The following is a 25,393-nucleotide window of genomic DNA, read 5'->3' as shown; positions in this document are numbered from 1 at the left end:
CCGCTGGGGGCGGCGGCTGAACCGCATACACCGTGAGCGGCGGCCGGCCGTGCCGAATGGCAGGCCGCCGCGCCTGCGCCGGAGTTCGGAGTCGCCGTGCCGAGGGGTGTCGAGGAGGGCCCCGACCCAGCCGCTGTTCGGAACGGCGAGCTCTGCGGAGCTCAGCGTCCGCGGGTGACCGCGGTGACCATCGACACGGCGGAGCCGACGGCGAGACGGGGGAAGAAGAGCTTGCGCTGGTATTCGTCCAGCTGGCGCACGCGCCGCACGATGGCGATCACCATCCGAGCCGAGCCCGGATCCGAGTCCCCGGGTCTGGGCGACGACTACTACTCAGACGGGTCGGTCAGGTAGCGCTGGATCGCAGGGGAGAGCTCCGCGACGAGGGTCTCGTGGCTCGCGTCGGCGAGGGGTGGGAGACGGACGACGTGACGGGCGACGGCGACGCCGAAGAGGTGGGAGCCTGCGAGGGCGAGGCGCCGAAGGCGGTCGTCGTCGACGTCCTCGAGGTCGCTTCCGCCGCGCACGAGGGTGCCCATGACCTCCTGCAGCATGTCGGCCGCGCGGGGGGAGGTGACGGCCGACCTGACCAGGGAGAGCAGGATCGGCCGGGTGTCCGGCTCCTCCCAGAGCCGCAGGTAGGTGTCGGTGATGCGCGCGCCGACGGTGTCTGGGTCGCCGGAGAGGCTGGCGGCGATCCGGGCGGGGATCGCCGTGCGGTCGGCGACCGTCGCGGCGAAGAGGGTCTCCTTGTCGCCGAAGAAGTGGCGGATGAGCGCGGGATCGACGCCGGCGGCCGCGGCGATCGCGCGTATGGAGGCGCCGTCGAACCCGAGCTCGGCGAACAGGTCGCGAGCGGTGTCGAGGATGGCGTCTCTCGTACCGCTGTCGCCGCCGCGTCGGCCGGTCGGCCGCTGTCGTGCCGTTTGGGATTCGGGCATGCCTCGAAGTTTACTCCACGCGTGAGGATTTCCTCACGCGGGGAATTACCGCTACGCTGATCGCACGACGAAGAAGGGCGGTCCGATGAGCGCGGACGCAGTGATCGATGTAGCCGGACTCATGAAGTCCTACGGACGATTCCGGGCCCTGAACGGCCTCGATCTGGTCGTGCAGAGGGGCGAGGTCCACGGATTCCTCGGCCCCAACGGGGCCGGCAAGTCGACCACGATCCGCGTGCTGCTGGGCTTGCTGCGCGCGGACGGCGGCACGGTCAGGCTGCTCGGGGGCGACCCCTGGAAGGATGTCGTCGAGCTCCACAAGAGGCTGGCCTACGTGCCGGGCGACGTGTCGCTGTGGCCGGGGATGACCGGAGGCGAGGCGATCGATCTGCTCGGCACTCTGCGCGGAGGCTTGGACGAAAGACGCAGGGCGGATCTCATCGAGCGGTTCGAGCTGGATCCGACCAAGCGGGGCCGGCAGTATTCGAAGGGCAACAAGCAGAAGGTCGCCATCGTCGCCGCGCTGGCGTCGGACGTCGAGCTGCTGATCCTCGACGAGCCGACCAGCGGGCTCGATCCCCTGATGGAGAACGTGTTCCAGGAGGTGATCGGCGAGGCCAAGGCGGCCGGAACGACCGTGCTGCTCTCAAGCCACATCCTGGCCGAGGTGGAGACGCTCGCCGACCGGCTGAGCATCATCCGGGAGGGCCGGATCGTCGAGAACGGCACCCTGTCCGAGCTGCGCGGTCACACGCGCACGTCGATCCACGCCGTGCTCGAGCAGGCCCCGGAGCCCGCCGACCTGACGACGTTCCACGACGTGCGGATCGATGGCGGCACGCTCACGGGCACCGTCGACTCGAACCGGATCGGGGAGGCCATGAGCGTGCTCACGCCGTTCGGGATCACCTCGCTGACGGTCGAGCCGCCGTCGCTGGAGAGTCTCTTCCTGCGCCTGTACGAAGAGGGTGGACAGGACGCCACGGCGCACGGCGGCCGGCACACGGCGGACGCCTCATGAGCTCCGCGCTGGCGGGCACAGCCCCGCTGCTGCGCACCTCCGTCAAGCACGACGGGCGGGGCTTCGTTCCCTGGATCGTGCTGGCGACAGCCCTGTCGGCATCGTCGGTGCTGGTCTATCCGCTGATCTTCCCGAGCGAGCAGGACCGCGCTGGGCTGGCTGCGGCGATCGGTGCGAACCCGGCGCTCGGGCTGATCTTCGGCCCGGCCTTCGACATCTCGACGACCGACGGCTTCAACGCCTGGCGCAGCCTGGCGCTCGGCGGCTTCCTGGCCGCCCTGGGCGCCATCTTCGCCGTGACCCGCGCGACCCGCGCCCAGGAGGACTCCGGCCAGGCCGAGCTCCTCGCCTCCGGAGTGCTCGGACGCGACAGCAGACTGCTCGCCGGGGTCGGGCTCGCGCTGATCGGCTCGGTGCTGCTCGGGGTGATCGCCGGGGTGGTCACCGGTCTGTGCGGGGGCGGCTGGGAGTCGTCCCTGCTGCTGGGCGCGACCTTCACGGCGACGGGGTGGATGTTCGCCGGGGTCGCCGCGGTCTCCGCCCAGCTCGGGTCCGATGCGAGGACCGCCAACTCGATCGCCGTCGGCACGCTGGGCGTGCTGTTCATCCTCCGCGGCTTCGCCTATTCGGTGGAGGCGTCGTCGTGGACGGTGTGGATCAACCCGCTCGGCTGGATGACCGAGACGCGGCCCGCGAACGGGAACCACTGGTGGCCATTGCTGCTCGCGCTCGGCCTCACGGTCGTGCTGCTTGGGGATCGCGTTCGCGTTGCAGGCCCGGCGCGACTTCGGCGTCGGCGCCATCGCGCCGCGTCCCGGCCCGGCCAGGGGACGCGACCGCTCCACCTGGCGGCTGACGCTGCGCCTGAACCGTGGGCCTCTCATCACGTGGGCCATCGCGTTTCTGGGGCTCGGCGTCGTCTTCGGCAACTTCGCCACCTCCATCACGAGCGTCCTCGGCTCCGACAGCGCGGTGAAGCAGGTGCTCGCCGCGGGCGCGACCACGAGCGACCAGCTGGTGTCGGCCTTCCTGGTCACGATCCTCAGCCTGGTCGGCATCCTCGCCTCCATACCGGGGGTGCAGATCATGCTGAAGCTGCGCACCGAGGAGCTGGAGGACCGGGTCGAGCCGGTGATGGCGGGCGGTGTCGCGCGTCCGCGGTATTACGCGAGCAATGCGGTGCTGGCGCTCGCCGCCTCGGCGGTCTACGTGCTGCTCGCCGGTCTCCTCATCGCGACGCTCGCGTCCACCGCCGACATCGGCGTCGACTTCGGCAGCGCCGTGCTGCAGGCCGTCGCGACCGTCCCGGCGGTGTGGACCGTGGTCGCCGTGGCCGTGGCGGTCGTCGGAGCCCGGCCGCAGGTGAGCCTCGCCGCGTGGTTCGGCGTGCTGGTCTCCTTCGTCCTCACCCTCCTCGGGCCGACGTTCAAGCTCTGGGACTGGGTGCTCGCGATCAGCCCGTTCTGGCACATCCCGAACGTCACCGTCAACGACGCCGACTGGTGGGGGCTGCTCTGGATCAGCCTGGTCACCCTGGCGTTCTCGGGCGTCGGGTTCGCTGGGTTCCGTCGACGCGACCTCACGAGGTGAGTGTGCCTCGTCAGTCGCGGGCGTGTGCCGTCCGGGCCGCCAGGTCGTGGTCGGCCGCACCGACTGTAGTCCCGGCGCCCGCCGCTGCGCGCAACTCCGGAGGTCTCGGTCCACTCGCGTGCGATCTCCGTAGGAGCGGTCATGACAACGGCGTGTTGCGGCTGGTTTCCGGAGTTATGGGCACTGGGTCGCGGTGGACGCCTTCAACGAGAAACGGAACCGCCGTGCCTCTCAGGCCACGCGTGCGTACGAAGACAGGCCGGGCCCGGCGTCGAGTACCCCGTTGACGATCGCCTCGATGGCGAACTCGCTCGCCCCGGCCAGGTCGACCGCCGTGGGGTCGAGCAGCCACTGCAGCTGGAGGCCGTCCATGACGGCGAGGATGGAGGCCGAGGCCTTGTCGATCGTGTCGGGCTCTGTGACGTTCTCCTGGGCGCAGAGCTCTCGGAACGCGGCATCGATCTCGCTCCTGAGCACCCGGTACCGGTCCTGGAAGAACGCGGTCGCGGGGTGGTCGTCGGTGACCGCCTCCGCCGAGAGCACGGTGTAGACCTGCACGATTCCCGGGCGGAGCGCGTTGCGCTGCGCGGTCGCGACGAGGTGCGCGAACAGCGCAGGGCCGCCGGGCATGTGGCGGTCGGCCAGGTGCGCGACGTCGTCCCTGTCGCGGAACTCGAGCACCTCGAGCAGCAGGTTCTGCTTGGATCCGAAGTGGTGGAGGACGCCGGCGTGGGTCATCCCGACCTGCTCTGCGATGTCGGCGAGGGTCCCGTTCGTCGACCCTTTCGTGCCGAAGGTCTCGATCGCTGCGCGGAGGATCTTTCTGCGTTTGCGCTCGGTTTCCGGGCGCGGACTGGCACTGCCGCCGCTCATTCGCCCCTCCGTGTCGCTTCCTGCCGATGCTGCTTGCGAGCGAGCTTACCACCCAGTAATCTCGCGTCAGCCAACTTGCTTTCTGACCAGTAAGCAAGTTATGTTCGGCCACGTCCCGCAGCACCAGGGCACAACGGATGTGCCCGCCACGAAGGAGAAGCAATGAGGCTTAGGAAGTACTTGATCACGGCGTCCGCGATCGCGGCCATCGGGGCGCTCGCGCTCACCGGCTGCTCGTCCGACGGCAAGTCCGGAGCGACCACCGCGAGCAGCGGGTCGCTCACCGTGGCGAAGCCGGATGGCGCGGCCATCCTGGCGACGCAGATCAACAACCCGTTCATCACCACCGGTTCGGGCATGTCGCTCGGATACGACCGGATGATCTACGAGCCCCTCGCGATCGTCAACCCGGTCGGCAAGAACCAGACGACCCCGTGGCTCGCGTCGAAGGTCGAATGGAACTCCGACTACACGCAGCTGACGGTCACCCCTCGCAAGAACGTCAAGTGGAACGACGGCAAGCCGTTCACCGCTGACGACATCGTCTTCACGTACAACCTGATCAAGAACACCCCGGCTCTCGACCTGGGCGGCCTCAAGCTGACCGAGGTCAAGAAGGACGGAGACAATGTCGTCCTGAACTTCAGCGAGTCGAAATTCGTCAAGCAGGGCGACGTGCTGCAGGTCGCCATGGTCCCCGAGCACCAGTGGAAGAACATCGCCGACCCGACGAAGGACGCGGTCAAGGACGCGGTCGGCACCGGTCCGTACACGATCAAGACCTTCTCGTCGCAGGGCGTCGTGCTCAAGTCGCGGACCGATTACTGGGGCGGTACCGCTCCGGTGGCCGAGCTGAAGTACCTCGAGTACAACGACAACACCGGCCTCCTCCGCGCCCTTCAGAGCGGTGAGACCGACTGGGCGCAGATCTTCATCACCGACTACCAGAAGAACTACGTGGACAAGGACCCGAAGCACAACGTGTTCTGGGGCGCCAACGTCCTGAGCCCGGACATGATCGTGGTCAACACGACCAAGGCCCCGTTCAACAACGTCGCGTTCCGCAAGGCCGTCAACATGGTCATCGACCGCAAGGCGCACGCCGAGAAGGCGCGCGGCAACGCAGGCCCCGAGCTGACCAACGTGACGGGCATCCCGCAGCCGACCGGTGACCAGTACATCGCCTCCCAGTACAAGGACCAGACCTTCACGATCGACGTCGACGGCGCCAAGAAGGTCCTCAGCGACGCGGGCTACACCTGGAAAGACGGCGCGCTGATCGACCCGTCCGGTTCCCCGGTCTCCTTCACCCTGCAGGACCCGCAGGGCTGGAACGATTACGTCACCGGCATCCAGCTGGTCGCGACGGAGATCAAGAGCACGCTCGGCGCCGACGCGAAGGTCGCCACTCCCGACCCCGACACCTGGTTCGCCAACGTGGCGTCGGGCAACTTCGACGCCGTGCTGCACTGGACCGGCTCCGGCTCGAACCCGTGGCACATCTACGACGACGTCATGAACTCCAGCTACCTCGACCAGGCCGCCGACGGCAAGGTCTCGGACAACTTCGGGCGCTACAGCAACCCGGAGGCGACGGCGCTGCTCAAGGAGTACGCGCAGGCATCCGACGACACCGCCCGGACCGCGGCCCTCGACAAACTGCAGAAGATCTTCGTGGACGACGTCCCGGCCATCGCCATCGGCACCCACCCGCAGCTCGCCGAGTACAACACCCGGAAGTTCGTCGGCTGGCCGAGCGAGAAGGACCAGTACGCGACCGCTGACCCGACGCAGCCGTCGGCTGTTCAGGTGCTCATGAACCTGAAGCCCGCGGGCAAGTAGCGACCAGCACGTCCGGGGTGGGCGCGGGCCTCGAGCCCGCGTCCTCCCCGGACGATCCCGTGGACAGCACGAAAGCGATGCCCTCATGACAGACTCCCTTCTCTCTGTACGCGACTTCTCGGTCGTGTACGACGTGGATCCGCCCGTCGCGGCGGTCAAGAACGTCACCCTCGACATCAAGCGCGGCGAGATCGTCGGCCTCGCCGGCGAGAGCGGCTGCGGCAAGACCACGCTCGCCTATGGGGTGCAGCGCCTGCTCAAGCCCCCGGCCGTCATCACCAGCGGCAGCGTGGTCTTCCACGACGAGAGCGGCGACGACATCGACATCAACGCTCTCGACGCGGAGCAGATGCGCCGATTCCGGTGGGACAAGATCTCCATGGTCTTCCAGGGGGCCATGAACGCCCTCAACCCGGTGGCGACCATCGGGTCCCAGCTGGACGACGTCTTCCTGGTGCATCGCCCGGAGATGAGCCGCTCGGAGCGCAAAGCAGCCGTAATCGAGCTGCTGGAGATCGTGAAGGTGGGAGCCCAGCGGGTGCGCTCCTTCCCCCACGAGCTCTCGGGCGGCATGCGACAGCGGGTCATGATCGCCATGGCCCTCGCCCTCCGTCCGCAGCTGATGGTGATGGACGAGCCGACGACCGCTCTGGACGTGCTCGTGCAGCGCGAGATCCTCAAGCAGATCTCCCAGCTCCGGCACGATTTCGGCTTCTCCGTCGTCTTCATCACCCACGACCTCCCCCTGCTGCTGGAGATCAGCGACCGGATCGCGATCATGCGCGAGGGCGAGATCGTCGAGCTCGCCTCTGCCGGACAGATCTGGACCGACCCCCAGCACGAGTACACGCGCAAGCTGCTGGAGTCGTTCCCGCGGCTCACGGGCGAGAGAGGAGTGGTCGTCCGATGACGACGCTCGAGTTCAAGAACGTCACCAAGATCTACAACGTCCGCGGATCCGGACAGCTCAAGGCGCTGGACGACGTCAGCTTCACCCTCGGCCCGCGCCAGACCATCGGTCTGGTCGGTCAGTCCGGCAGCGGCAAGTCGACGATCGCGAAGATCCTCACCCAGCTGGAGACCCCCACCCGCGGCCAGGTGCTGCTCGACGGCGCCCCCATCCCGCGATCGGGCAAGCAGCTGCGGAAGTACCGGCAGCAGCTGCGGATGGTCTTTCAGGACCCGTTCGCATCGCTGAACCCGTCGCACTCGATCCGCCACCACATCGAGCGCCCGCTCCGGCTCGACCACGTCGTCCCGCGCGCGGAGGTCGACGACGAGGTGCGGCGCCTCCTGCACCGCGTGCGTCTGGACGCGGATGCCGTGATCGACCGCCGTCCGCACGAGCTCTCGGGGGGCCAGCGGCAGCGCGTTGCCATCGCGCGCGCGCTGGCGTCCCGGCCGGCCCTGCTGGTGGCCGACGAGCCGGTGTCGATGCTCGACGTGTCGATCCGGCTCGGCGTGCTGAACCTGCTCGCCGACCTGCAGCGCGAGGAAGGGCTCGGTGTGCTCTACATCACCCATGACCTCGCCACCGCCCGGCATTTCAGCGACGAGATCATCGTGCTCAACCAGGGCAGGATCGTCGAGCACGGAGCCGCCGACGACGTGATCCTCCGCCCGCAGGACCCGTACACCCGCGAGCTGCGCGCCGCGTCCCCTGACCCCGAGAACCACTTCGGGGCGCTGTCCACCCCACAGACTGCAGGAGGTGCCCTGTGAGCGCCGAAACGACAACGTCCGCCGGGCTCGGGCCCGTCGACCCGACGCCCGGCGACCAGGCGCCGGTGGACCCGGCGCCCGTTGACTACGCACCCGTCGACCCGACGCTGGTCGGTACGACCGCCGCTCGGGCCGAGCGCCGCGGCATCCGCATCCCCTGGCGGTTCATCGGAGGCCGGACGGCCTTCTACGCGTTCACGCTATGGGCGGCCATCACCATCAACTTCTTCCTTCCCCGCCTGATGAAGGGCGACGCGGTCGACGCGTACATGGCGCGGAGCCAGGGCCGGCTGACCCCCGACGCCGAGAAGGCGCTGCGGCTGCTGTTCGGCCTCGACAAGTCGGTCCCGCTGTGGCAGCAGTACGTCAACTACTGGGACATGCTGCTGCACGGCAACCTGGGCGTCTCCATCTCCACCGGCATGGCGCCGGTGGGTGACGCGATCGCTTCGGCCCTGCCGTGGACGCTCGGGCTGGTCGGCTTCGCCACGGTGATCTCATTCCTCATCGGAACGAGCCTGGGAGCGGTGATCGGCTGGAAACGTGGCGGACGGCTCGACGTGTTCGTTCCGGTGACCACGTTCCTGGGCACCGTGCCGTACTTCTGGGTGGGGCTGATCCTGATCGCGATCTTCTCGACGACGCTCGGCTGGTTCCCGGCGGGCCATGCCTACGAGCTGGGCGTGGAGCCTGGCTGGAACGCCGACTTCATCTCCCAGGTGGCCTCGCACGCCGCCCTCCCGATGATCACCATCGTGATCGTCTCGCTTGGCGGCTGGGTGCTCGGCATGCGCAACATGATGCTCACGGTGCTCGACGAGGACTACATCACCGTCGCGCAGGCCAAGGGGATGCCGAATCGGCGCGTGCTCTGGCGCTATGCGGCCCGCAACGCCGTGCTCCCGCAGATCCAGAGCTTCGCGCTCGCGCTCGGCTTCATCGTCAGCGGCACGATCGTGATGGAGATGGTGTTCTCCTATCCCGGCATCGGCCTGCTGCTGCTCAACGCGACCAGCGCCAAGGACTACGCGCTGATGCAGGGGATCTTCCTGGTCCTGGTCCTGGCCGTGCTGGTGGCGAACATCCTGGCGGACATCGCCTACGCCATCCTCGACCCCCGCACTCGTCAGACGGAGGCCTGACCATGACCAGCCCCACTTCCCGCAACGCTGCCCCCCAGGCGGCCGCCGAAAAGCCGCGGACCGTCGCCGCGCCCACGGGCGTCGGCAGCCCGGAGACCGTGTCCGTGTTGGCCGCGAGCCGACCGCACCCCCAGAAGGCCACCTTCTGGACGCAGCTGAAGGCCTCGCTGGCGATGTTCAGCAACCCCAAGTCCGCCGCCGGCTTGATCATCATGGGCGTCTTCGTGCTCGTCGCGATCTTCGCCCCGCTGATCGCACCCTACGACCCGACCGCGCAGCACCTGGACGAGACCCTGCAGCCGCCCTCGCTGAAGCACCTCCTGGGCACGACGCACATCGGCCAGGACGTCTTCAGCCAGCTCGTCTACGGAACCCGCGGCGTCCTCGTCGTCGGCTTCCTGGCGACGATCATGGCGACAGTCGTGGCGATCATCGTCGGTGTGACCGCCGGCTACCTTCGCGGATGGAAGAGCGAGTCGCTGTCCGCCCTGTCGAACGTGTTCCTGGTCATCCCAGGGCTCCCGCTGATGATCATCGTCGCCTCGCAGTTCGAGGATCCGCCGCTCTGGCTGATCGCCGCCGTGCTGGGTCTGACCGGCTGGGCCTGGGGCGCGCGCGTGCTGCGCGCGCAGACCATGTCGCTGCGCAACCGTGACTTCATCCAAGCCGCGCGGGCCAACGGCGAGCCGCTGCACCGCGTCATCCTGGTGGAGATGCTGCCGAACCTGCTGGCGATCATCGCGTCGAGCTTCGTGGGCACCATGACAGCCGCCGTGCTGGGCCTGACGACGCTGGCGTTCATCGGTGTCATCCCGGTCTCGAACCTGAACTGGGGCACCATCCTGTTCTGGGCGCAGCAGAACAACGCCTTCCCCGACTACTGGTGGTGGTACGTCCCCGCCGGACTGTGCATCGCCTTCCTCGGTGTGTCCCTGGCCCTGATCAACTTCGGCATCGATGAATACGTCAATCCGCGCCTCCGCTCGGCCGGCGAGCGCGCCAGGGCGATGAAGCGCAAGGGAATGAACATCAACGTCGCCGTGACCCAGGTGCGTACCGAGTCCACCACGGCCGCTCCGGTCGCTGCCTCCCCGGAAAGCAACACCGCATGACCAGGATCCTCCCGTCCACCAGTACCGATCTCGCACAAGAGGCCGAATCCGAACAGCAAGCCCGATCCGCCCAGGAGGCACTGCCGTACCAGGACCCATCGCTGACGACCGACGAACGCGTCCGCGACCTCCTCTGCCGTATGACGCTGGAGGAGAAGGTCGGGCAGATGCTTCAGCTCGACGCCCGCGACGACCTGCGCGACCACGTCTTGCGGCGTCACGTCGGCTCCATCCTGCACACCTCCCCGGAGCGCATCCTGGAGGCCAACCGGCTGACGGCGCAGACCCGGCTGCAGATCCCGCTTCTCGTCGGCGAGGACTGCATCCACGGGCACTCGTTCTGGCCTGGCGCCACGATCTATCCCACCCAGCTCGGCATGGCCGCTTCGTGGGATGCCGAGCTGATCGAGCGCGTCGCCCGGGCCAGCGCCGAGGAGGTCGCCGTGACCGGTGTGCACTGGACGTTCTCGCCCGTGCTGTGCATCGCACGCGACCTGCGCTGGGGGCGGATCAGCGAGACGTTCGGCGAGGACCCGTTCCTCATCGGTGAACTCGCCAGCGCCATGGTGCGCGGTTATCAGGGAGAGGGCCTGGACGACCCGACCGCGATCCTCGCGACCGCGAAGCACTTCGCAGGGTACTCCGAGACGCAGGGGGGCCGCGACGCGAGCGAGGCAGACATCTCGCGGCGCAAGCTCCGCAGTTGGTTCCTGCCGCCTTTCGAGCGCGTGGCCCGGGAGGGGTGCCGCACGTTCATGCTCGGCTACCAGAGCACGGACGGCGTGCCGATCACGGTGAACGACTGGCTGCTGAGCGAGGTGCTCCGCGGGGAGTGGGGCTACACCGGAACTCTGATCACCGACTGGGACAACGTCGGCCGCATGGTGTGGGAGCAGAAGATCCAGCCCGACTACGCCCACGCGGCGGCCGCCGCGGTGACGGCGGGGAACGACATGGTCATGACGACCCCGATGTTTTTCGAGGGCGCGCTGGAGGCTGTCGCGAACGGGATGCTCGCTCCGGGCGCCTTCGACGCCGCCGTTGCGCGAATCCTGAGGCTCAAGTTCGACCTGGGCCTGTTCGAGGACCCGCGCCTCCCGTCGCCTCTGCTGGATGAGGTGGTAGGCAGCGTCGCGCATGCCGAGCTCAACCTGGAGGTCGCGCGCCGCTCGATCGTGCTGCTCGAGAACGACGGGACGCTGCCCCTGGCGTCGTCGGCGGCGTCGCAGCTCCGCATCGCGCTCGCCGGACCACTCGCCGACGACGCCCAGACCCAGCTCGGCGACTGGGCCGGCGGCTCCGGCCAGGCCGGCTGGCTCGACGGCCAGCCGCGCGAGATGATCACCACGGTTCTCGACGGACTGCAGGCGATCGAGGGCTGGACCGTGCAGTATGCCCGCGGCGCCGACATCATCACCCTCGAGGACGACCCGGGCGGTGCGACGTTCCCGGACGGGCAGCCGCGGCCTCCCGTGGTCGTGCCGTCGCCAGCCGACCAGCAGCTGATCGATGAAGCCGTCGTTGCCGCGGAGGCGTCCGACGTGGTCGTCGCTGTCGTCGGCGACCGGATCGAGCTCGTGGGGGAGGGGCGCTCCACTGCGACGCTCGAATTGATCGGCGGCCAGAACGCGCTGCTCGATGCGTTGATCGCGACAGGGAAGCCAGTCGTCGTGGTGCTGCTCGCCTCCAAGCCGCTGGTGCTTCCGGCGTCGGTCGCGAAGGCCGCCGCCGTGCTGTGGGCTGCGAACCCCGGCATGCTCGGCGGTCAGGCGATCGCCGAGATCATCGCCGGCCGGGTCGAGCCCTCCGGCCGTCTGCCGATCTCGTTCGCCCGCCACGTCGGCCAGCAGCCGACGTACTACAACCAGATCCGCGGCCAGCACGGCGATCACTACGCCGACCTCACCCAGGCGCCCGCGTGGGGGTTCGGCGAGGGTCGCTCGTACACGACGGTCGAGTACGCCGACCTGACGCTCGCGCGCGACTCGCTCGGATTCAGTGACGACATCGTGGCCGAGGTGACCGTGAGCAACACCGGCGACCGCTCAGTTCGCGAGACCGTGCAGGTGTACGTGCGCGACCTGGTCACGAGCGTGAGCTGGGCCGACACGGAGCTGAAGGCGTACCGTCAGGTCGACCTCGCGCCGGGTGAGACCGCCCGCGTGAGCCTGCGACTCCCCGTCGCCGACTGCACCATCGTGGACTCGGCCGGCGATCGCCACGTCGAGCCCGGGGAGTTCGAACTCCTCGTCGGAGCGTCGTCGCGCGAGCGCGATCTGCTGGCGGCGGCGTTCGAGGTGCGGTGAAGCCGTCCCGCGGGTAGCCGCAGGCAGGATGAACTCGACGAGCATGAAGCCGGCGAACGCCAGCGGGATGAGCGCCATGAAGCCGCGGAGGAGCCCGACGTTGACGACCACGATGGCGAAACCATCACCCAGGCCCCCAGCGGCTGGTCGCGGATCACCCCGTTCACCGTGATGCCCTGCGTGCCGACCGAGCCCGAGGGCTGTGGCGGGATCACCGGTTCGAGCTGGTCCCCCACATGCAGATCGGCTGTCGCGTACGGCCACAGCAGAGGGATCGTGACGGAGCGGCCTTCGCTCTTCCCCTGGAGCAGGAGCACCTTCGCCAGCCGGCACGCGCGGGTGTCGCCCGGGGCGGAAGGAAGGTGCGAATGGGCGTGGGCGTGGGCGAGGACCATCGAATCTCCGTTCGGGGACGACAGGTCACTGCACTGGGGTGCCTGGGAGCGCCAATCGCGTTACGATCCGGCCTCCCGACAGTCTTAACGTTCAGAGTTGTTCCGCCGTTGGCGGCACACAGTGACGAGGAGGTCAGTGATGAACAGCGAAGCGGGCCACTCCGATCGTATGGGGTCGGAGGGATGGCGCATCTCTGCAGTGCGCCGGATCGAAAGGCTGTTGGAGGGCTGCTCCGAGCGTGGGGCCGTTGACGTGACGTGGAGAGCACAGGCGCTCGCGTAACGAATCGCCCGCAAGCTACATCGCGCTAGGCGGCCTTCGCCCCTACACCGTGGCGTCACCTCCCGCGTGTCGTGCCGGCTCAGCTGCTCGGCACCTCCCGACATCCCCGCCGAATGTCGCGCTCAACGCGGTCGGAAGCGACATTCGGCGCGAATCTCGTGCGGCGTTGTTGCGGAAGACGTGGAATTCTTCGGGGGGCTCGCGGTTGAAGTCGTCATGACCAACGTAGGAATCATCGGAGCCGGCCACATCGGCACGGCACTCGCCCGCACCTTCATCGGGCACGGCTACACCGTGACCATCGCGAACTCGCGGGGGCCGGAGACGCTCGCGGACCTCGTCGCCGAGCTCGGTCCGTCCGCGACCGCGGCCACCGCAGCCGAGGCGGGTGCGGCAGGCGACTTCGTCGTCGTGACGGTGCCTCTGAAGAGCTACCGCGACATCCCGGTGGAGCCGCTGGCGGGCAAGGTCGTGATCGACACGAACAACTACTACTTCGAGCGCGACGGCCACATCCCCGAGCTCGACGAAGGAACCGCGACCGTCTCCGGCCTGCTGCAGGCGCACCTTCCCGAGTCCAGAGTGGCCAAGGGGTTCAATCACATCCGCGCCGGCGACATCCCCACCACCGGCTCGCCGGCCGGGACGCCGAATCGTCGAGCACTCGCGACCGCGAGCGACTTCGAAGACGCCGCCGCGCTCGTGACGGCCATCTACGACGAGTTCGGCTTCGACACCGTCAACCTCGGCCCGCTCTCGGAGAGCTGGCGCGTCGAGCGGGACCGCCCCGCCTACGTGGTGCGTCAGAACCGCGAGGAGCTCGAGGCGAACGTGGCGAAGGCGCCGCACACGATCTGAGGTGCGTCGTGGCGGGGCGCCAGGGTCTCCGCCCGACACGCCCAGAACGGTTTGCGCGTGCCTACGCCCTCGCCATCCCGCCGGCCAGGAACGCCGTTCCGAAGCACAGCTCCCGCCACGACGACTGGGCCAGGCGCTCGCGCGCGGCCTCCCGGATCTCCTCCCACGGCCGGCGTGCGATCCACTCGTCGAGGGAGGCGGACGTGCCGACGACGGCGACGCCGAGCCGGGACAACCAGCCGGGCGTTGCGGCGGGGAGCTTCAAGTCGAGCACGGCGAGGTGACCGCCGGGGGTGAGCGCCGCGGCGGCGTGCGCGACGACCTGTCCGCACCCGGGCACCTGGGTCAGCGCGTAGGTGGACAGGACCGCGTCGACTCCCGCGGGGAAGTCGAATCCGGCCGCGTCCGCCTGGAGGAGGCTGACGTTCCCCCAGCCGTTGGCCTCGACCCGGCGCCGGGCACGATCGAGCATCGCGTCGGTCAGATCGACCCCGACGATCCGGCCGTCGGGGCCGATCGCGCGCTCCAACAGCGGGAAGTTCAGACCGGTGCCGCAGGCGAGGTCGACGACGGTAGCGCCGGCGTGGAGGCCGAGCGCACGCACGGCGAGCAGACGCTGCCCGCGTTGCGGATAGCCGGGCACGGGCGACAGCCGGGAGGTCACGTCGTAGTGCGCTGCCTTTCTCCGGTACGTCTCGATCAGGCGTTCCCTCGTGCGGTCGGCGTCGGTCATCTCCACCCCGCACCCGCGTGGACGTCGGCTTCGACCGCGGCGCGGATGCCCGCCATCTCGAGGTCGCTCACCCGCTGGATCTGCGCACGGAGAGAGCGCGCGGGGTAGACGCGCATGACATTGGCGATGTCGACCTCCACCCACATCATCGCGGCTGTGCCGGTGCCGCCCACGGCGCTGAACTCCATCCCCCAACGGGCGACCGACGTTCCCATCGTTCCCGCGAACGCCATCGAGTGAGGCGCGTCCACGGCGGTCACCCGCTCGCTCCGGTGGTGGTTCCAGCCCAGGTCGCGGGCGCGCTGATCCACCCAGGCCCCGGACCGGAGCGGGCCGCCGTCGCGGATCCGGCAGTCGAGAACGGTCGGCGCCCACTCGGCCCAGCGGGCGACGTCGCACAGGTACGCCCACACCGTGTCGATGCTCGCGGCGACGATGATGCGGCTCTCGGTTCTGATGGTGGCGTGCCGAGTGGTGCTGTGCTGAGTGGTGCTGTGCTGACTGGTCATGGGCTTACGGGGGTGGCGGCGTCCGGCTGCCGGGCGTGCGGCCTCCGACCTCCTCTGAGAGTGACACGGGATGGAAGTGAGTGAGGTTCACTCGGTTCGCGGAAACCCGCACCCGCAGCGCGCCGGGGTCGACGCGGATGCGCAGCGCAGAGACGCGCCCGAACAGGTCGCCGTCGAGTTCGACGTCCTCCGGGCGGTGCAGCGTGACGACGAGTTCGCGGCCCTTCAGGTAGTTCATGGCGCGCACCTCCCGGCCGGCTCCCGTCAGGCGGCGGCCCGCGCTGGTGCGCCGCAGGACGCCGTTCTCCCAGAAGACCTTGACCAGGATGCGCAGCCAGCCGACGAAGCCCTCCGGCCGCAGGACCACGATGTCGAGAACGCCGTCGTCGACGGCGGCCTCCGGGAGCAGCAGGATGTTGGCCGGCAGAGATCCGCAGTTGCCGACGAGGACGGTGTGGGCGTGCATCGACTGCGCCCTGCCGCCGTCGAGCTGGTAGCGCAGCCGCAGCTCGTTCTTGTCGCGCAGCACGGCGCCGATCGCTTTGGCGTAGGCGAGCCAGCCCGCCTTCGCCTTGAGATCGTCGTCTGTGGCGGCGATCATCTGGGCGTCGATTCCGAGCCCGGCCATCACGAGGAAGACGCGCTGTTCGGTCCGCTCCCCCTCGCGGAGCTCGGCGACGCCGACGTCGATGGGGCGGTCGTCGCCGTCGAAGGCCGTGTCGAGCGCGTGCTCGACGTCGTCGAGGGTCAGGTCGAGGTTGCGCGCGAGGAGGTTGCCCGTCCCGGCCGGCAGGAGTGCCAGAGGCGTGTCGGTCGCGCGCAGCTCCTCGGCGACCGTCCGCACGGTGCCGTCGCCGCCCGCGGCGATGATGACGTCGACGCCCTGCTCGAGGGCCTCCCTGGTCTGACCCGTTCCCGGATCGTCCTCCGTGGTCTCCAACCAGAGGGTGTCCTCCCAGCCGTGCCGCCGCTCGGCCTCCTCGAGCGCGTCGCGCAACGCGGCCGCGTCCGTCTTCACCGGGTTGACCACGATCGCGGCCCTGCTCATCCGACTCCCCTCGACGATGCTGCCTGCGACAGTACGCCCCGTGGCCGCCGACCGGGTCCGCAACTCCGGAGACGGGTTCGATCCCGGCCCGGATCTCCGGAGTTAGGGGCCGATGCGCACCGCCAGCGCCGATTCTCCGGAGTTGCCGACGCGCTCACGAGCGGGCCGGGCCACGGCGCGGGAGGCACGGGGGCGGGTCGCGGGAGTCGGTGCGATCGGCTGCGCGAACGTCGTCCCGGGCGCGGGCGGCGCCGGACGCCCGAGCCCCGGCTGCACGAGGTGGGCCAGGGAGGGCGCGTCGTCCACGCGCGGCACGCTGAACGTCCCGAGCCCCAGGAGGTCGCAGATGGTCTTCGGGATCGAGGCGTGCGAATGCCATTCGGGATCGATCGCCTGTCTGACCGCGCCGCCGAACATGAGCAGCGGGATGCGCGAGCCTCCGATGATCGGGAAGCCGTCCGGATGGAGCGCGTCGGGCGCGGTCTCGATCGCCGGCGTCGGCACCGAGTCCGCGTAGTCGCCCCAGTCGTCCCAGGTGAGGATGAAGACGGTCTCGTCCCAGCCTCCGCCGTCGATGACCGCCTGGACGCGCTGCCACACCAGGCCCTGCCCTTTGGCGATGTAGTCGGGGGCGCCGATCGCCGGCGGATGCTCGTCGTAGCCGGCCGGGGACCAGACGTAGCAGACGTCCGGCAGCGTGCCGCCCTTCGCCATCGGGATGAACTGCGTCGGCGGGTGCACCTCGTCTGTCCCCGGCGGCTGCGACAGCGAGGTGTAGAACTTGAACGCCTGCCTTCTGGGCGACGCTGAAGATCGACGGGAGGTCCCACACCGGGTGCGGCCCGATGAACGGCGGGTTCTTGAGCGTCGGCAGCTGGCCTCCGACGGCGAGCATGTGACCGGGGGTCGAGTTGGAGCCGGAGCCGAAGTGGTGGTCGCTGAAGACGAACGTCTTCGCGAGCCAGCTGCAGTAGGGGATGGGTTTGTCGTTGTCGAGCTGCATCGGCTCGGCGGGGTAGTCGCCCATCGCGTAGTGCACCCAGGCGTTCCGGTCGTGCGGCTGGTCGAAATCGGGCGCGGTGGTGCGCAGTGGCCCGTTGTCGGCGACCTGTGCGCCCCACTCCGAGAGCGTCGGGAAGTAGAAGTCGGTGGTCTTGTTCTCCTGGAGAAAGACGATGACGCGCTTGATTGCTGCCATGACACCAACGAAGCACGCGCGAGCGGCGGGCGCCGGTATCGTGTCGGGATTCGCAGGGTCAGCGTGGCGTGCTGGAGGCGTTCCCGCTCACTGCAGCATCGGCGTCAAAGCCGTCGCTGCGGCGTCGTCGCCGGTGAGGGGGTTGAGCCCCCACGCCTCCTCGATGGTCCGCAGCAACGAGTAGTGCGTGTACTGCGCCGCGGAGGCCGCATGCTGCCGCGCGGCCGGCCCGGCGAACACGCACGCGACCGTGTTGTCCGACGCGTCCCCTTCGTCGAAGGTGACGACGAGGAGCGAGCGCTGCGTGGTGAAGGCCGGGGAGGCGAGGATCGGCGGGACGTTCGCCCGGAGCCAGGCGTCACCGGCCGCGACGGAGCAGTCGTGCATGTCGTCGCAGAGATTCGGACTGATGAAGGAGAAGTCGGGCAGCGAGGCCGCCGACGCGAGGTCGGCGCCGAACTGCGAGTAGGGAACGTCGTGCGACGCGCAGTAGCCCGGGTCGGAGGTGACGCTCGGGTAATAGAGGAACGGGTTGTGCTTCACCGCGTACAAGCGGGTGTTCGCGGTCGTGCACGGCGCCGGCATGTTCTCGGCGTACATCCTCCAGGAGCGCCCGGCCCGGTCGAGCTCCTGCGGGAGGTTCGGCCCGGTGATCAGGCAAGAGCCGCCCGGCGGGTTGCAGTCGCTGGTGATGCCTCCCGTGGTGCCGCTCGTCAGTGCCAGATAGTTCGGGAGGCTCGGGTGCGCGACCGCTGAGTAGCGGCTCGCGAGCGCGCCGGATTGCGCGAGCTGGTTCAGGTAGGGGGCGTCGGGGTTGCCGATGATCGAGCCGGCCGGCTTGTTCTCGTCGACGATGACGACGATGTGCTGGAGGGAGGCGGCGGAGACGGTTGCCGCAGGTGGGGGTGCCGACGGCGATGCGGGGGCGGTCGACGGCGACGCGGGGGCGGTCGGTCCGGCGCGCGGGGCCGTGCCGGGCACCGACGCGCTCGGGGTGCACGCCGTGAGCGCGAGGGCGAGCACGGCGGCGCACGCCGCGAGCCCCAGCCGGCTGGTCATGACAGCACAGTACGCCCTGCCGCGGTGCGTCGAGGGGCACGTCAATGCCCTTTCGCGGGCGTTTTAGGGGCGTTTGCGTGCCCCTCGACGATGATCGTGGTTGCGTGGGCGCTCTCCGGATGGGAGTATTACCGAACGATCGGTAAGGAATTCGGCGTCTCGCAGGTGACGCGTCGATCCGCCGGCGGTGAGGATGACGATGTCCGACGCTTTCCTGGTGAGCGGGGTTCGGCCGGCGGTGCGCGCATGAGCGTCGAGCCGGTGCGTCCGATGATGCAGCGCGACCGGGCCTCCGCTGCCCTGGGCATGGTGGTCGAGAAGGACGAGCCGGGCGAGTCGATCGTCAGCATGCCCGTCCGCGACGACATGACGAACGGCTTCGCCATCACGCACGGCGGCCTCGTGTTCGCGCTCGCCGACACCGCCTTCGCGATCGCCTGCAACGAGGACGAGCGCGTGACCGTCGCCGCCGGCGCCGACATCACCTTCCTCAAGTCCACGCGCGCAGGTCAGACGCTCACCGCACACGCCGTGCGCCGCAACCTGGTCGGGCGCACCGGCGTCTACGACGTCACCGTGACCGACGAGACAGGCAACGTGGTCGCGGAGTTCCGCGGCCGATCGCTCACCACCAACCGCGCCGCCGGCGACGCCCGCCGCGCGGCCGACTGAACCGGGAGGACCCGTGTCGAAGACGACCACCGCTCCAGCCGCGCTCGATCTCACCGAGGTCGACACCGCGGCGATAGACCCCGCCACGATCACGGGTGACGAGCTCCGCGAGCTCCAGCTGAGGCGCCTCCGGTGGACGGTGCGGCACGCGTACGAGAACGTCCCGCTCTACCGCGCCAAGTTCGACGAGGCCGGGGTCGCGCCGGCGGACATCCGCACCCTCGGCGACATCCGCCTCCTGCCGTTCACCACCAAGGAGGACCTCCGGTCGACCTACCCGTTCGGGATGTTCGCGGTCCCCCTGTCGGAGGTCCGCCGCATCCACGCCTCGTCCGGCACGACCGGGCGTCCGACGGTGGTCGGCTACACCGCGGGCGACCTCGACCGCTGGGCCGACCTGGTCGGGCGATCGCTGCGGGCCGCGGGCGTGGAGGCCGGCTGGAGGGTGCACAACGCCTACGGCTACGGTCTGTTCACGGGAGGTCTCGGCGCGCACGCGGGGATCGAGCGGATCGGCGCGACGGTCATCCCGATGTCGGGCGGCCAGACCGCGCGACAGGTGCAGCTCATCCACGACTTCGAGCCCGACGCGATCATGTGCACGCCCAGCTACCTCCTGACCATCGCGGACGCCATCGAGGCGGAGGGGCTCGATCCGCGCGGGACGACGCTGAAGGTCGCGATCCTCGGCGCGGAGCCCTGGACGAACGAGCTGCGGGCCGAGATCGAGCGCCGTCTCGATCTCGACGCGGTCGACATCTACGGCCTCAGCGAGGTGATGGGTCCCGGCGTCGCGAGCGAGTCCGTGATCACCAAGGATGGCCCGCACGTCTGGGAGGACCACTTCCTCCCCGAGACGATCGACGGAGAGACGGGCGAGCCGGTGGCGGACGGCGAGCACGGCGAGCTGGTCTTCACCTCGTTGACCAAGGAGGCGTTCCCCGTCATCCGCTACCGCACTCGCGACCTGACGCGGCTGCTGCCGGGCAGTGCGTATCCGGCGCTGCGCCGCATCGAGAAGATCACCGGCCGCGACGACGACATGATCATCCTGCGCGGCGTGAACCTCTTCCCCACGCAGATCGAGGAGCTCGTCCTCGGCATCGAGACGCTCACGCCGCATTTCGTGCTCGAACTGCGCAAGCAGGGCAGGCTCGACACCCTCACGGTGCGCATCGAGCGCCACCCCGCCCTCGACCGAGACGTGTGCCAGGCGGCCACCGAGGTGCTGAAGCAGCGGATCAAGACGCACATCGGCACCTCCGTCGGCGTCGTGCTCGCTGAGCCTGGCGAGCTCCCCCGCAGCGAGGGCAAGTACAAGCGCGTGTACGACTACCGCTGAGCGTCGCGACATTCACGGCGAATGTCGCGTCTCGCGTGTCATGAAGCTCAGGGCTTGAGCAGGGCGAAGAACTGCCCGACGTCGGCGGCCATGTCGATCGTCGGGTCCAGGATCCAGGCGTTCTGGAGGCCGTCGGCGAGAGCGTGCCCGGCGCGGATGATCCACTCCGGGTCTAGGTCGGCGCGGATGCGACCGGCGCGCTGCGCGGAGACGAGGGCCTCGCGCGCGGTCTGGTGCACGGTCGCTGTGCGGTCGAGGAAGAAGGCACGCGCCGGATGCTCGGCGTCGCCGGCCTCTGCGGCGAGGCGCGTGTAGAGTTCGATGAGTCCGGGCACCTGCGCGTTGTGGCGGATCACCTCGAGGAAGGAGTCGGCGAAGTCGACCTCCGGGGACTGCTGGGCGTCGTTCGCATCACGGGCGCGGAGGATCTCCACCAAGAGCTGTTCCTTGGAGCCGAAGTAGTGCAGCAGACCGGCGGGGCTGAGGCCCACCGCCTCGGCGATCTCGCGCACGGAGGCGCTGCGATAGCCGCGATGACCGATGATCTCGAGCGCGGCCTCGAGAATCTCCTCGCGCTTGACGACGCCCTTCGCGTACGCGCCTCGTTTGGCCATGGGATCCAGGATATGCGATGAAACACGAACGGTATCTGGCTTTCGGCGGCGAAAGCCTTGCGCCGTTAGGGTTTTGGTGCCACAATCGTCACGATTCAGAGAACCGAACAGTGTTTGGTATTGGGATCGCGCCTGTCCTGCTGAACGAGGAGCCTCATTGACCATCACGCCTCCCGACCCCACCGCCGAGATCGCGCCGGCCGGTTTCATCAGCTCCCAGCAGCCCCTCGGCCAGCCCGCCGCCAGCCCGCCCGCCAACAAGCGCCTGCTACCCAGCCTGCTCGCCGCCTCCCTGACCCTCTTCGCCACCTACGGCGGGCTCATCTCGATTCTGCTGCCCGTGCAGGTCGCGCTGCTCGATCCCGCGCACAAGGTGGGGAACCTCGCGATCGTGACCACGACGTCGTTCGTCTTCACCCTGTTCGCGCAGCCGCTCGCCGGTGCGTTCAGCGACCGCACGCGTTCCCGGTTCGGGCGCCGCGCGCCCTGGATGGTCGTCGGCGCGATCGTCGGCGGCATCTTCCTGTTCGGTCTCGGCTCGCTCACCGACCTCCTCTGGATCACCGTGTTCTGGGTCGTCATCCAGGTCGCGTTGAACTTCGTGCAGGCGCCGCTGACCGCGATCACGGCCGACCGCTTCCCCCGCTCCAAGCGCGGAGGTGCGAGCGCCATGATCGGCCTCGGCACTCAGATCGGAATGACGGTCGGCGTCATGCTCGCAGGCGCCTTCGCGAAGCAGCTCGGCGTCGGCTACGCGGTCTTCGGCGGCGCCGTCATCGTCGTGACGCTGCTGTTCGTGGTGATCAACCGCGACAGGTCGTCGAAGAACGCCTCGATCGAGCCGTTCCGCTGGGGCGCGTTCTTCTCCGGCTTCTGGATCAACCCGCGCACGCACCCCGACTTCTTCTGGGCCTTCACCGCACGCTTCCTGCTGATCCTCGGGAACTTCGTGGTCACGACCTACCAGCTCTACATCCTCACCGACTACATCAAGCTCTCGCTCGAGGCGGCGACCGGTGCGGTGATCACCCTGACGCTCGTGGCCCTCGTCCCCACCCTGATCGCGATCGTGGTCTCGGGATGGTGGAGCGACAAGGCGGGCCGCAAGGTGTTCATCTACACCGCGACCGTGGTCATGGCAGTCGGCCTGGCCGTGCCGCTGATCATGCCCGATCTGACCGGCATGATCGCGATGAGCGTCATCAACGGCATAGGGTTCGGCATCTACATGTCGGTGGATGCGGCCCTGATGACGGAGGTGCTGCCGAACGAGGGCGGCGCCGCCGGCAAGGACCTCGGCATCCTCAACGTGGCGACCAACATCCCGCAGGCACTGAGCGCGCCGATCGCGGCGATCATCATCGGCTTCCTCGGCGGCTACCCGGTGCTGTTCGTCTTCGCGATCGTGCTCGCGGTCCTCGGCGCCGTCGCCACCGCGCCGATCAAGAGCGTCAAGTGACCGATGCCGGCACTTCCCGATGCGAGATGCGATGCGCCGGCACGAACGAGCCGGTCTTCTCCACCGGCCAGGAGGAGAATAGCGGCGATGGGATCGACCGGCCCCTCCTCGATGAGGACGCCATCGACGGCAGACACAGTGGCAATGCGATGGCGGAGGTCGCCTGATGGAGAACACGCACATGCCGTCCGCCGATGCGGAGGGCACGACCGACGCCCAGCTCCGCCCGGAGGAGGCGGCGCACCCCGAGGTGCGGACCCGCGCCGGGACCGTGCGCGGACGCTGGAAGGACACGACCGCCCCCGGATCCGGTGCGCGCGGACGCCTGCGCTCGGCAGCGTTCCTCGGCATCCCGTTCGCCGAGGCGCCCGTCGGCGAGCTGCGTTTCGCCGCGCCGGTGCCGAAGGTCCCGTGGGAGGGGGTGCTCGACGCCGCGGCGTTCGCGCCCACCGCCCAGCGCGGCGACCCCGGAGTGACGCTCATTCCCGAGCCGAGCATCCCTGGGGAGTCGACGCTGAACGTCAACGTGCACACGCCGAGCCCGGAGCGGGCGCCCGACGGCGACGGCCTCCCCGTGCTCGTGTACGTCCACGGCGGCGCCTACTTCGCCGGCTCCCCGGCGAGCCCCTGGTACGACGGACGCAACTTCAACCGCGACGGCGTCGTGACGGTCACCATCTCCTACCGGCTCGGTTTCGACGGCTTCGGCTGGATCGAGGACGCGCCGTCGAACCGCGGCGTGCGCGACTGGCTGCTCGCCCTGGAGTGGGTGCAGCAGAACATCGCGGCGTTCGGCGGCGACCCCGCGCGCGTCACCATCACCGGCCAGTCTGCCGGCGGCGGGGCCGTGCTGACGCTGCTCGGCATGGAGAAGGCGCAGCACCTCTTCCGCGCCGTCTACGCGATCTCCGCCGCGCTCGCCGACGTGACGCCGGAGAAGTCGGAGGCGTTCGGACGTGCGCTCGCCGCCTCCGCCGGCGTCGAGCCGACCCGCGCCGGCTGGGCGACGCAGGACGAGGAACGCGTCCTGGAGCTGCAGAAGAAGGTGACGGAGCTCGGACCCGACGCCCTGAACGAGGTCGTCGAGGCCGGCCTCCCGCTCGGCCCGGCGATCGACGGCGACCTCCTTGTGCGCTCGACGCCGGAGTCGCTGCGGAGCGGAGTCGGAGCCGGCAAGCCGCTCGTGCTCGGCGCCACCGACGACGAGTTCACGATGGCGATGGCCGACGCGGGAAAGCGGCTGGCACTCGTGCCGAACGGCGTGCTGCTCGCCAAGCTCGGTGTCCCGAAGAGCGCCCGGAGGGCCTACCTGGCGGCGAACGCCGACGTCGTCGCGAAGGGCAAGGCCCGGCTGGCCGGCCGTGTGCTGACCGACCGGATGTTCCGCGTCGCGGTGCTGAACGTCGTCGCCGATCGCGGTGCCGCGCCCACGTGGGTGTACCGGTTCGCGTGGCCGTCCGGGCGCTTCGGGTTCGCGGAGCACTGCCTCGACGTGCCGTTCTTCTTCGACTGCATGGACGGTCCGGCGATGGAGTCGCTGGCCGGAGCGAATCCGCCGCAGGCACTCGCCGACGAGGTGCACGCAGCCGCGGTCGCCTTCGCCTCCGGCGGCGACCCGGGCTGGGCGCGGTACGACGACGTCGCCCGGATCGTGCGCGTCTACGACTCGTCGACCCGCGACGAGAGCGACGCCTACGCCTCGGTGCGGCCCTTGCTGCCGGACGGTCGCTGAGCCGGCGCGATCAGGCTCTAGCCGCGCGTGGCCAGGACGACGTAGGGTCGTGACACGCGGGGCCGATGGGCGCTCCGCCAGGGGAGCGGAGACTGCGATGACGTTCTGGGATTTCCTCGTCTGGTCGTTCTGGTTCTATCTGGTGATCGTGTGCATCTCGATCTTCATCCGGGTGTTCATCGACCTGTTCCGCGATCACGAGCTGAACGGCTGGGCGAAGGCGCTGTGGTGCATCTTCCTGGTCGTGCTGCCGTTCCTCGCCGCGTTCATCTACCTGATCGCGCGCGGAGGCCGGATGGCGCAGCGCAGCATGGCGGGAGCGGCGCAGGCGCAGGCCGCGTCGGCGGACTACATCCGGTCCGTGGCGTCGACGAGCTCGCCGGCGGCGGAGATCGAGCAGGGCAAGCAACTGCTCGACGCCGGCACGATCACCCCCGCCGAGTTCGAGGCGCTGAAGGCGAAGGCGCTCGCCGGGACCGCCTGAGCGTCCGGCGGGGCGGCCGGCGAGGCGCCCGGCTCAGTTGAAGATCGCCCACTCGGCCCGGTCGAGGGTCATCGGCTGGCCGTGGGCGATCACCTGCCAGTGCTTGTCGTCGCGCCCGGCGTACTCGGCCAGGAGGGTCGTGTACTTCCAATCGCCGGCGACGCGGTTCCAGCGGATGAGCGAGATGAGCTGACCGTGCCGCAGGTAGGGGACCGGCGAGGTCTCGTCGAGGTGCGGCTCGTGGTGGACGGACGGGTGGTGCATGGTCACGGCATACCTCCCTGTCGCCGGGCACCGGTCCCTCGCCGACTGCGACGGAAGTGCCGGGTGCGCACAGTGTGATCGTTGTGACCGCGATTTGGCTAGACCTTCGACGCGTCCTGGCCGACTCCGAAGTGAGCAGGATCGGAGAAGCGGCCCACCGGCCCGGACCCTAGATTGAACACAGGTCACGAAAG

Annotated in this window: 25 protein-coding genes and 1 pseudogene; 16 read left to right on the top strand and 10 right to left on the bottom strand. The window is 69.3% G+C overall.

The features are described 5' to 3' along the window. Positions 1-161: 161 nt before the first annotated feature. A complete protein-coding gene (locus ACPPVW_RS04330; protein ID WP_426625307.1) occupies positions 162-284 on the bottom strand; it encodes a hypothetical protein in 123 nt (40 codons plus the stop codon). Positions 285-329: 45 nt separating this feature from the next. Then, the gene (locus ACPPVW_RS04325; protein ID WP_426625306.1) at positions 330-941 is read right to left on the bottom strand and encodes a TetR family transcriptional regulator; all 612 of its coding nucleotides are present in this window, start codon (positions 939-941) and stop codon (positions 330-332) included. Between the two features lie 85 nt (positions 942-1,026). On the opposite strand from ACPPVW_RS04325, the gene ACPPVW_RS04320 reads away from it, so the two are divergent. The 3 genes and pseudogenes from ACPPVW_RS04320 (at position 1,027) to ACPPVW_RS04310 (ending at position 3,552) form a co-directional block, all read left to right on the top strand. After that, positions 1,027-1,962, top strand: a complete 936-nt coding sequence (locus ACPPVW_RS04320; protein WP_426625305.1) for an ATP-binding cassette domain-containing protein — start codon at positions 1,027-1,029, stop codon at positions 1,960-1,962. Continuing rightward, positions 1,959-2,585: pseudogene (locus ACPPVW_RS04315) on the top strand (ABC transporter permease); the annotation flags it as partial. The gene ACPPVW_RS04320 and the pseudogene ACPPVW_RS04315, both read left to right, overlap by 4 nt. Before the next feature lie 127 nt (positions 2,586-2,712). Then, positions 2,713-3,552, top strand: a complete 840-nt coding sequence (locus ACPPVW_RS04310; RefSeq protein ID WP_426625304.1) for a hypothetical protein — start codon at positions 2,713-2,715, stop codon at positions 3,550-3,552. Positions 3,553-3,783: 231 nt separating this feature from the next. Here ACPPVW_RS04310 and ACPPVW_RS04305 read toward each other — a convergent pair whose 3' ends face one another. After that, complete coding sequence (locus ACPPVW_RS04305) at positions 3,784-4,425, bottom strand: TetR/AcrR family transcriptional regulator (protein WP_426625303.1); 642 nt, start codon at positions 4,423-4,425, stop codon at positions 3,784-3,786. A gap of 162 nt (positions 4,426-4,587) precedes the next feature. On the opposite strand from ACPPVW_RS04305, the gene ACPPVW_RS04300 reads away from it, so the two are divergent. From ACPPVW_RS04300 to ACPPVW_RS04270, 7 genes are all read left to right on the top strand, one after another. Next, on the top strand, positions 4,588-6,267 hold the full coding sequence (locus ACPPVW_RS04300; protein ID WP_426625302.1) for an ABC transporter substrate-binding protein: 1,680 nt from the start codon (positions 4,588-4,590) through the stop codon (positions 6,265-6,267). A gap of 85 nt (positions 6,268-6,352) precedes the next feature. Continuing rightward, on the top strand, positions 6,353-7,177 hold the full coding sequence (locus ACPPVW_RS04295) for an ABC transporter ATP-binding protein (RefSeq protein ID WP_426625301.1): 825 nt from the start codon (positions 6,353-6,355) through the stop codon (positions 7,175-7,177). Further along, on the top strand, positions 7,174-7,989 hold the full coding sequence (locus tag ACPPVW_RS04290) for an ABC transporter ATP-binding protein (protein WP_426625300.1): 816 nt from the start codon (positions 7,174-7,176) through the stop codon (positions 7,987-7,989). Before ACPPVW_RS04295 ends, ACPPVW_RS04290 begins: the two co-directional genes overlap by 4 nt. A gap of 107 nt (positions 7,990-8,096) precedes the next feature. Next, positions 8,097-9,131, top strand: coding sequence for an ABC transporter permease (locus tag ACPPVW_RS04285; RefSeq protein WP_426626246.1), 1,035 nt, complete (start codon positions 8,097-8,099; stop codon positions 9,129-9,131). Positions 9,132-9,133: 2 nt separating this feature from the next. Continuing rightward, positions 9,134-10,243 (top strand): ABC transporter permease, encoded by a 1,110-nt coding sequence (locus tag ACPPVW_RS04280; RefSeq protein ID WP_426625299.1) that lies wholly within the window; start codon positions 9,134-9,136, stop codon positions 10,241-10,243. Then, complete coding sequence (locus ACPPVW_RS04275) at positions 10,240-12,549, top strand: glycoside hydrolase family 3 N-terminal domain-containing protein (protein WP_426625298.1); 2,310 nt, start codon at positions 10,240-10,242, stop codon at positions 12,547-12,549. The genes ACPPVW_RS04280 and ACPPVW_RS04275 overlap by 4 nt, the downstream gene beginning before the upstream one ends. 894 nt (positions 12,550-13,443) lie before the next feature. Beyond that, on the top strand, positions 13,444-14,085 hold the full coding sequence (locus ACPPVW_RS04270) for an NADPH-dependent F420 reductase (protein WP_426625297.1): 642 nt from the start codon (positions 13,444-13,446) through the stop codon (positions 14,083-14,085). A 61-nt stretch (positions 14,086-14,146) separates the two neighbouring features. On the opposite strand, the gene ACPPVW_RS04265 is transcribed toward ACPPVW_RS04270, so the two are convergent. From ACPPVW_RS04265 to ACPPVW_RS04245, 5 genes are all read right to left on the bottom strand, one after another. Beyond that, the gene (locus ACPPVW_RS04265; RefSeq protein WP_426625296.1) at positions 14,147-14,818 is read right to left on the bottom strand and encodes a class I SAM-dependent methyltransferase; all 672 of its coding nucleotides are present in this window, start codon (positions 14,816-14,818) and stop codon (positions 14,147-14,149) included. Continuing rightward, entirely contained in the window at positions 14,815-15,327 is a 513-nt protein-coding gene (locus ACPPVW_RS04260) for an SRPBCC family protein (protein ID WP_426625295.1), read from the bottom strand. Before ACPPVW_RS04260 ends, ACPPVW_RS04265 begins: the two co-directional genes overlap by 4 nt. A gap of 4 nt (positions 15,328-15,331) precedes the next feature. After that, positions 15,332-16,375, bottom strand: a complete 1,044-nt coding sequence (locus ACPPVW_RS04255; protein WP_426625294.1) for a diacylglycerol/lipid kinase family protein — start codon at positions 16,373-16,375, stop codon at positions 15,332-15,334. Positions 16,376-16,477: 102 nt separating this feature from the next. Continuing rightward, complete coding sequence (locus ACPPVW_RS04250) at positions 16,478-17,116, bottom strand: alkaline phosphatase family protein (protein WP_426625293.1); 639 nt, start codon at positions 17,114-17,116, stop codon at positions 16,478-16,480. Between the two features lie 544 nt (positions 17,117-17,660). After that, positions 17,661-18,632, bottom strand: a complete 972-nt coding sequence (locus ACPPVW_RS04245) for an alkaline phosphatase family protein (RefSeq protein ID WP_426625292.1) — start codon at positions 18,630-18,632, stop codon at positions 17,661-17,663. A gap of 246 nt (positions 18,633-18,878) precedes the next feature. On the opposite strand from ACPPVW_RS04245, the gene paaI reads away from it, so the two are divergent. Both paaI and ACPPVW_RS04235 read left to right on the top strand, forming a co-directional pair. Next, on the top strand, positions 18,879-19,304 hold the full coding sequence (paaI, locus tag ACPPVW_RS04240; RefSeq protein WP_426625291.1) for a hydroxyphenylacetyl-CoA thioesterase PaaI: 426 nt from the start codon (positions 18,879-18,881) through the stop codon (positions 19,302-19,304). Positions 19,305-19,317: 13 nt separating this feature from the next. Next, positions 19,318-20,646 carry an AMP-binding protein gene (locus ACPPVW_RS04235; RefSeq protein ID WP_426625290.1) on the top strand — a complete coding sequence of 443 codons (1,329 nt, stop codon included), beginning with the start codon at positions 19,318-19,320 and terminating at the stop codon, positions 20,644-20,646. A 47-nt stretch (positions 20,647-20,693) separates the two neighbouring features. On the opposite strand, the gene ACPPVW_RS04230 is transcribed toward ACPPVW_RS04235, so the two are convergent. Continuing rightward, entirely contained in the window at positions 20,694-21,260 is a 567-nt protein-coding gene (locus ACPPVW_RS04230) for a TetR/AcrR family transcriptional regulator (RefSeq protein ID WP_426625289.1), read from the bottom strand. Between the two features lie 157 nt (positions 21,261-21,417). On the opposite strand from ACPPVW_RS04230, the gene ACPPVW_RS04225 reads away from it, so the two are divergent. From ACPPVW_RS04225 to ACPPVW_RS04210, 4 genes are all read left to right on the top strand, one after another. After that, positions 21,418-22,719 (top strand): MFS transporter, encoded by a 1,302-nt coding sequence (locus ACPPVW_RS04225; RefSeq protein WP_426625288.1) that lies wholly within the window; start codon positions 21,418-21,420, stop codon positions 22,717-22,719. Further along, positions 22,716-22,886 (top strand): hypothetical protein, encoded by a 171-nt coding sequence (locus ACPPVW_RS04220; protein WP_426625287.1) that lies wholly within the window; start codon positions 22,716-22,718, stop codon positions 22,884-22,886. Before ACPPVW_RS04225 ends, ACPPVW_RS04220 begins: the two co-directional genes overlap by 4 nt. After that, positions 22,886-24,451, top strand: coding sequence for a carboxylesterase/lipase family protein (locus ACPPVW_RS04215; protein WP_426625286.1), 1,566 nt, complete (start codon positions 22,886-22,888; stop codon positions 24,449-24,451). The genes ACPPVW_RS04220 and ACPPVW_RS04215 overlap by 1 nt, the downstream gene beginning before the upstream one ends. A 97-nt stretch (positions 24,452-24,548) precedes the next feature. Next, complete coding sequence (locus ACPPVW_RS04210; protein WP_426625285.1) at positions 24,549-24,935, top strand: SHOCT domain-containing protein; 387 nt, start codon at positions 24,549-24,551, stop codon at positions 24,933-24,935. A 33-nt stretch (positions 24,936-24,968) separates the two neighbouring features. On the opposite strand, the gene ACPPVW_RS04205 is transcribed toward ACPPVW_RS04210, so the two are convergent. After that, complete coding sequence (locus tag ACPPVW_RS04205; RefSeq protein ID WP_426626245.1) at positions 24,969-25,199, bottom strand: hypothetical protein; 231 nt, start codon at positions 25,197-25,199, stop codon at positions 24,969-24,971. Between the last annotated feature and the right edge of the window lie 194 nt (positions 25,200-25,393).

Origin of the sequence: Leifsonia sp. McL0607 (assembly GCF_049993355.1) — a bacterium.
In the GTDB taxonomy this organism is placed as follows: Bacteria; Actinomycetota; Actinomycetes; order Actinomycetales; family Microbacteriaceae; genus Leifsonia.
This window is presented reverse-complemented; position numbering and strand designations above follow the sequence as displayed.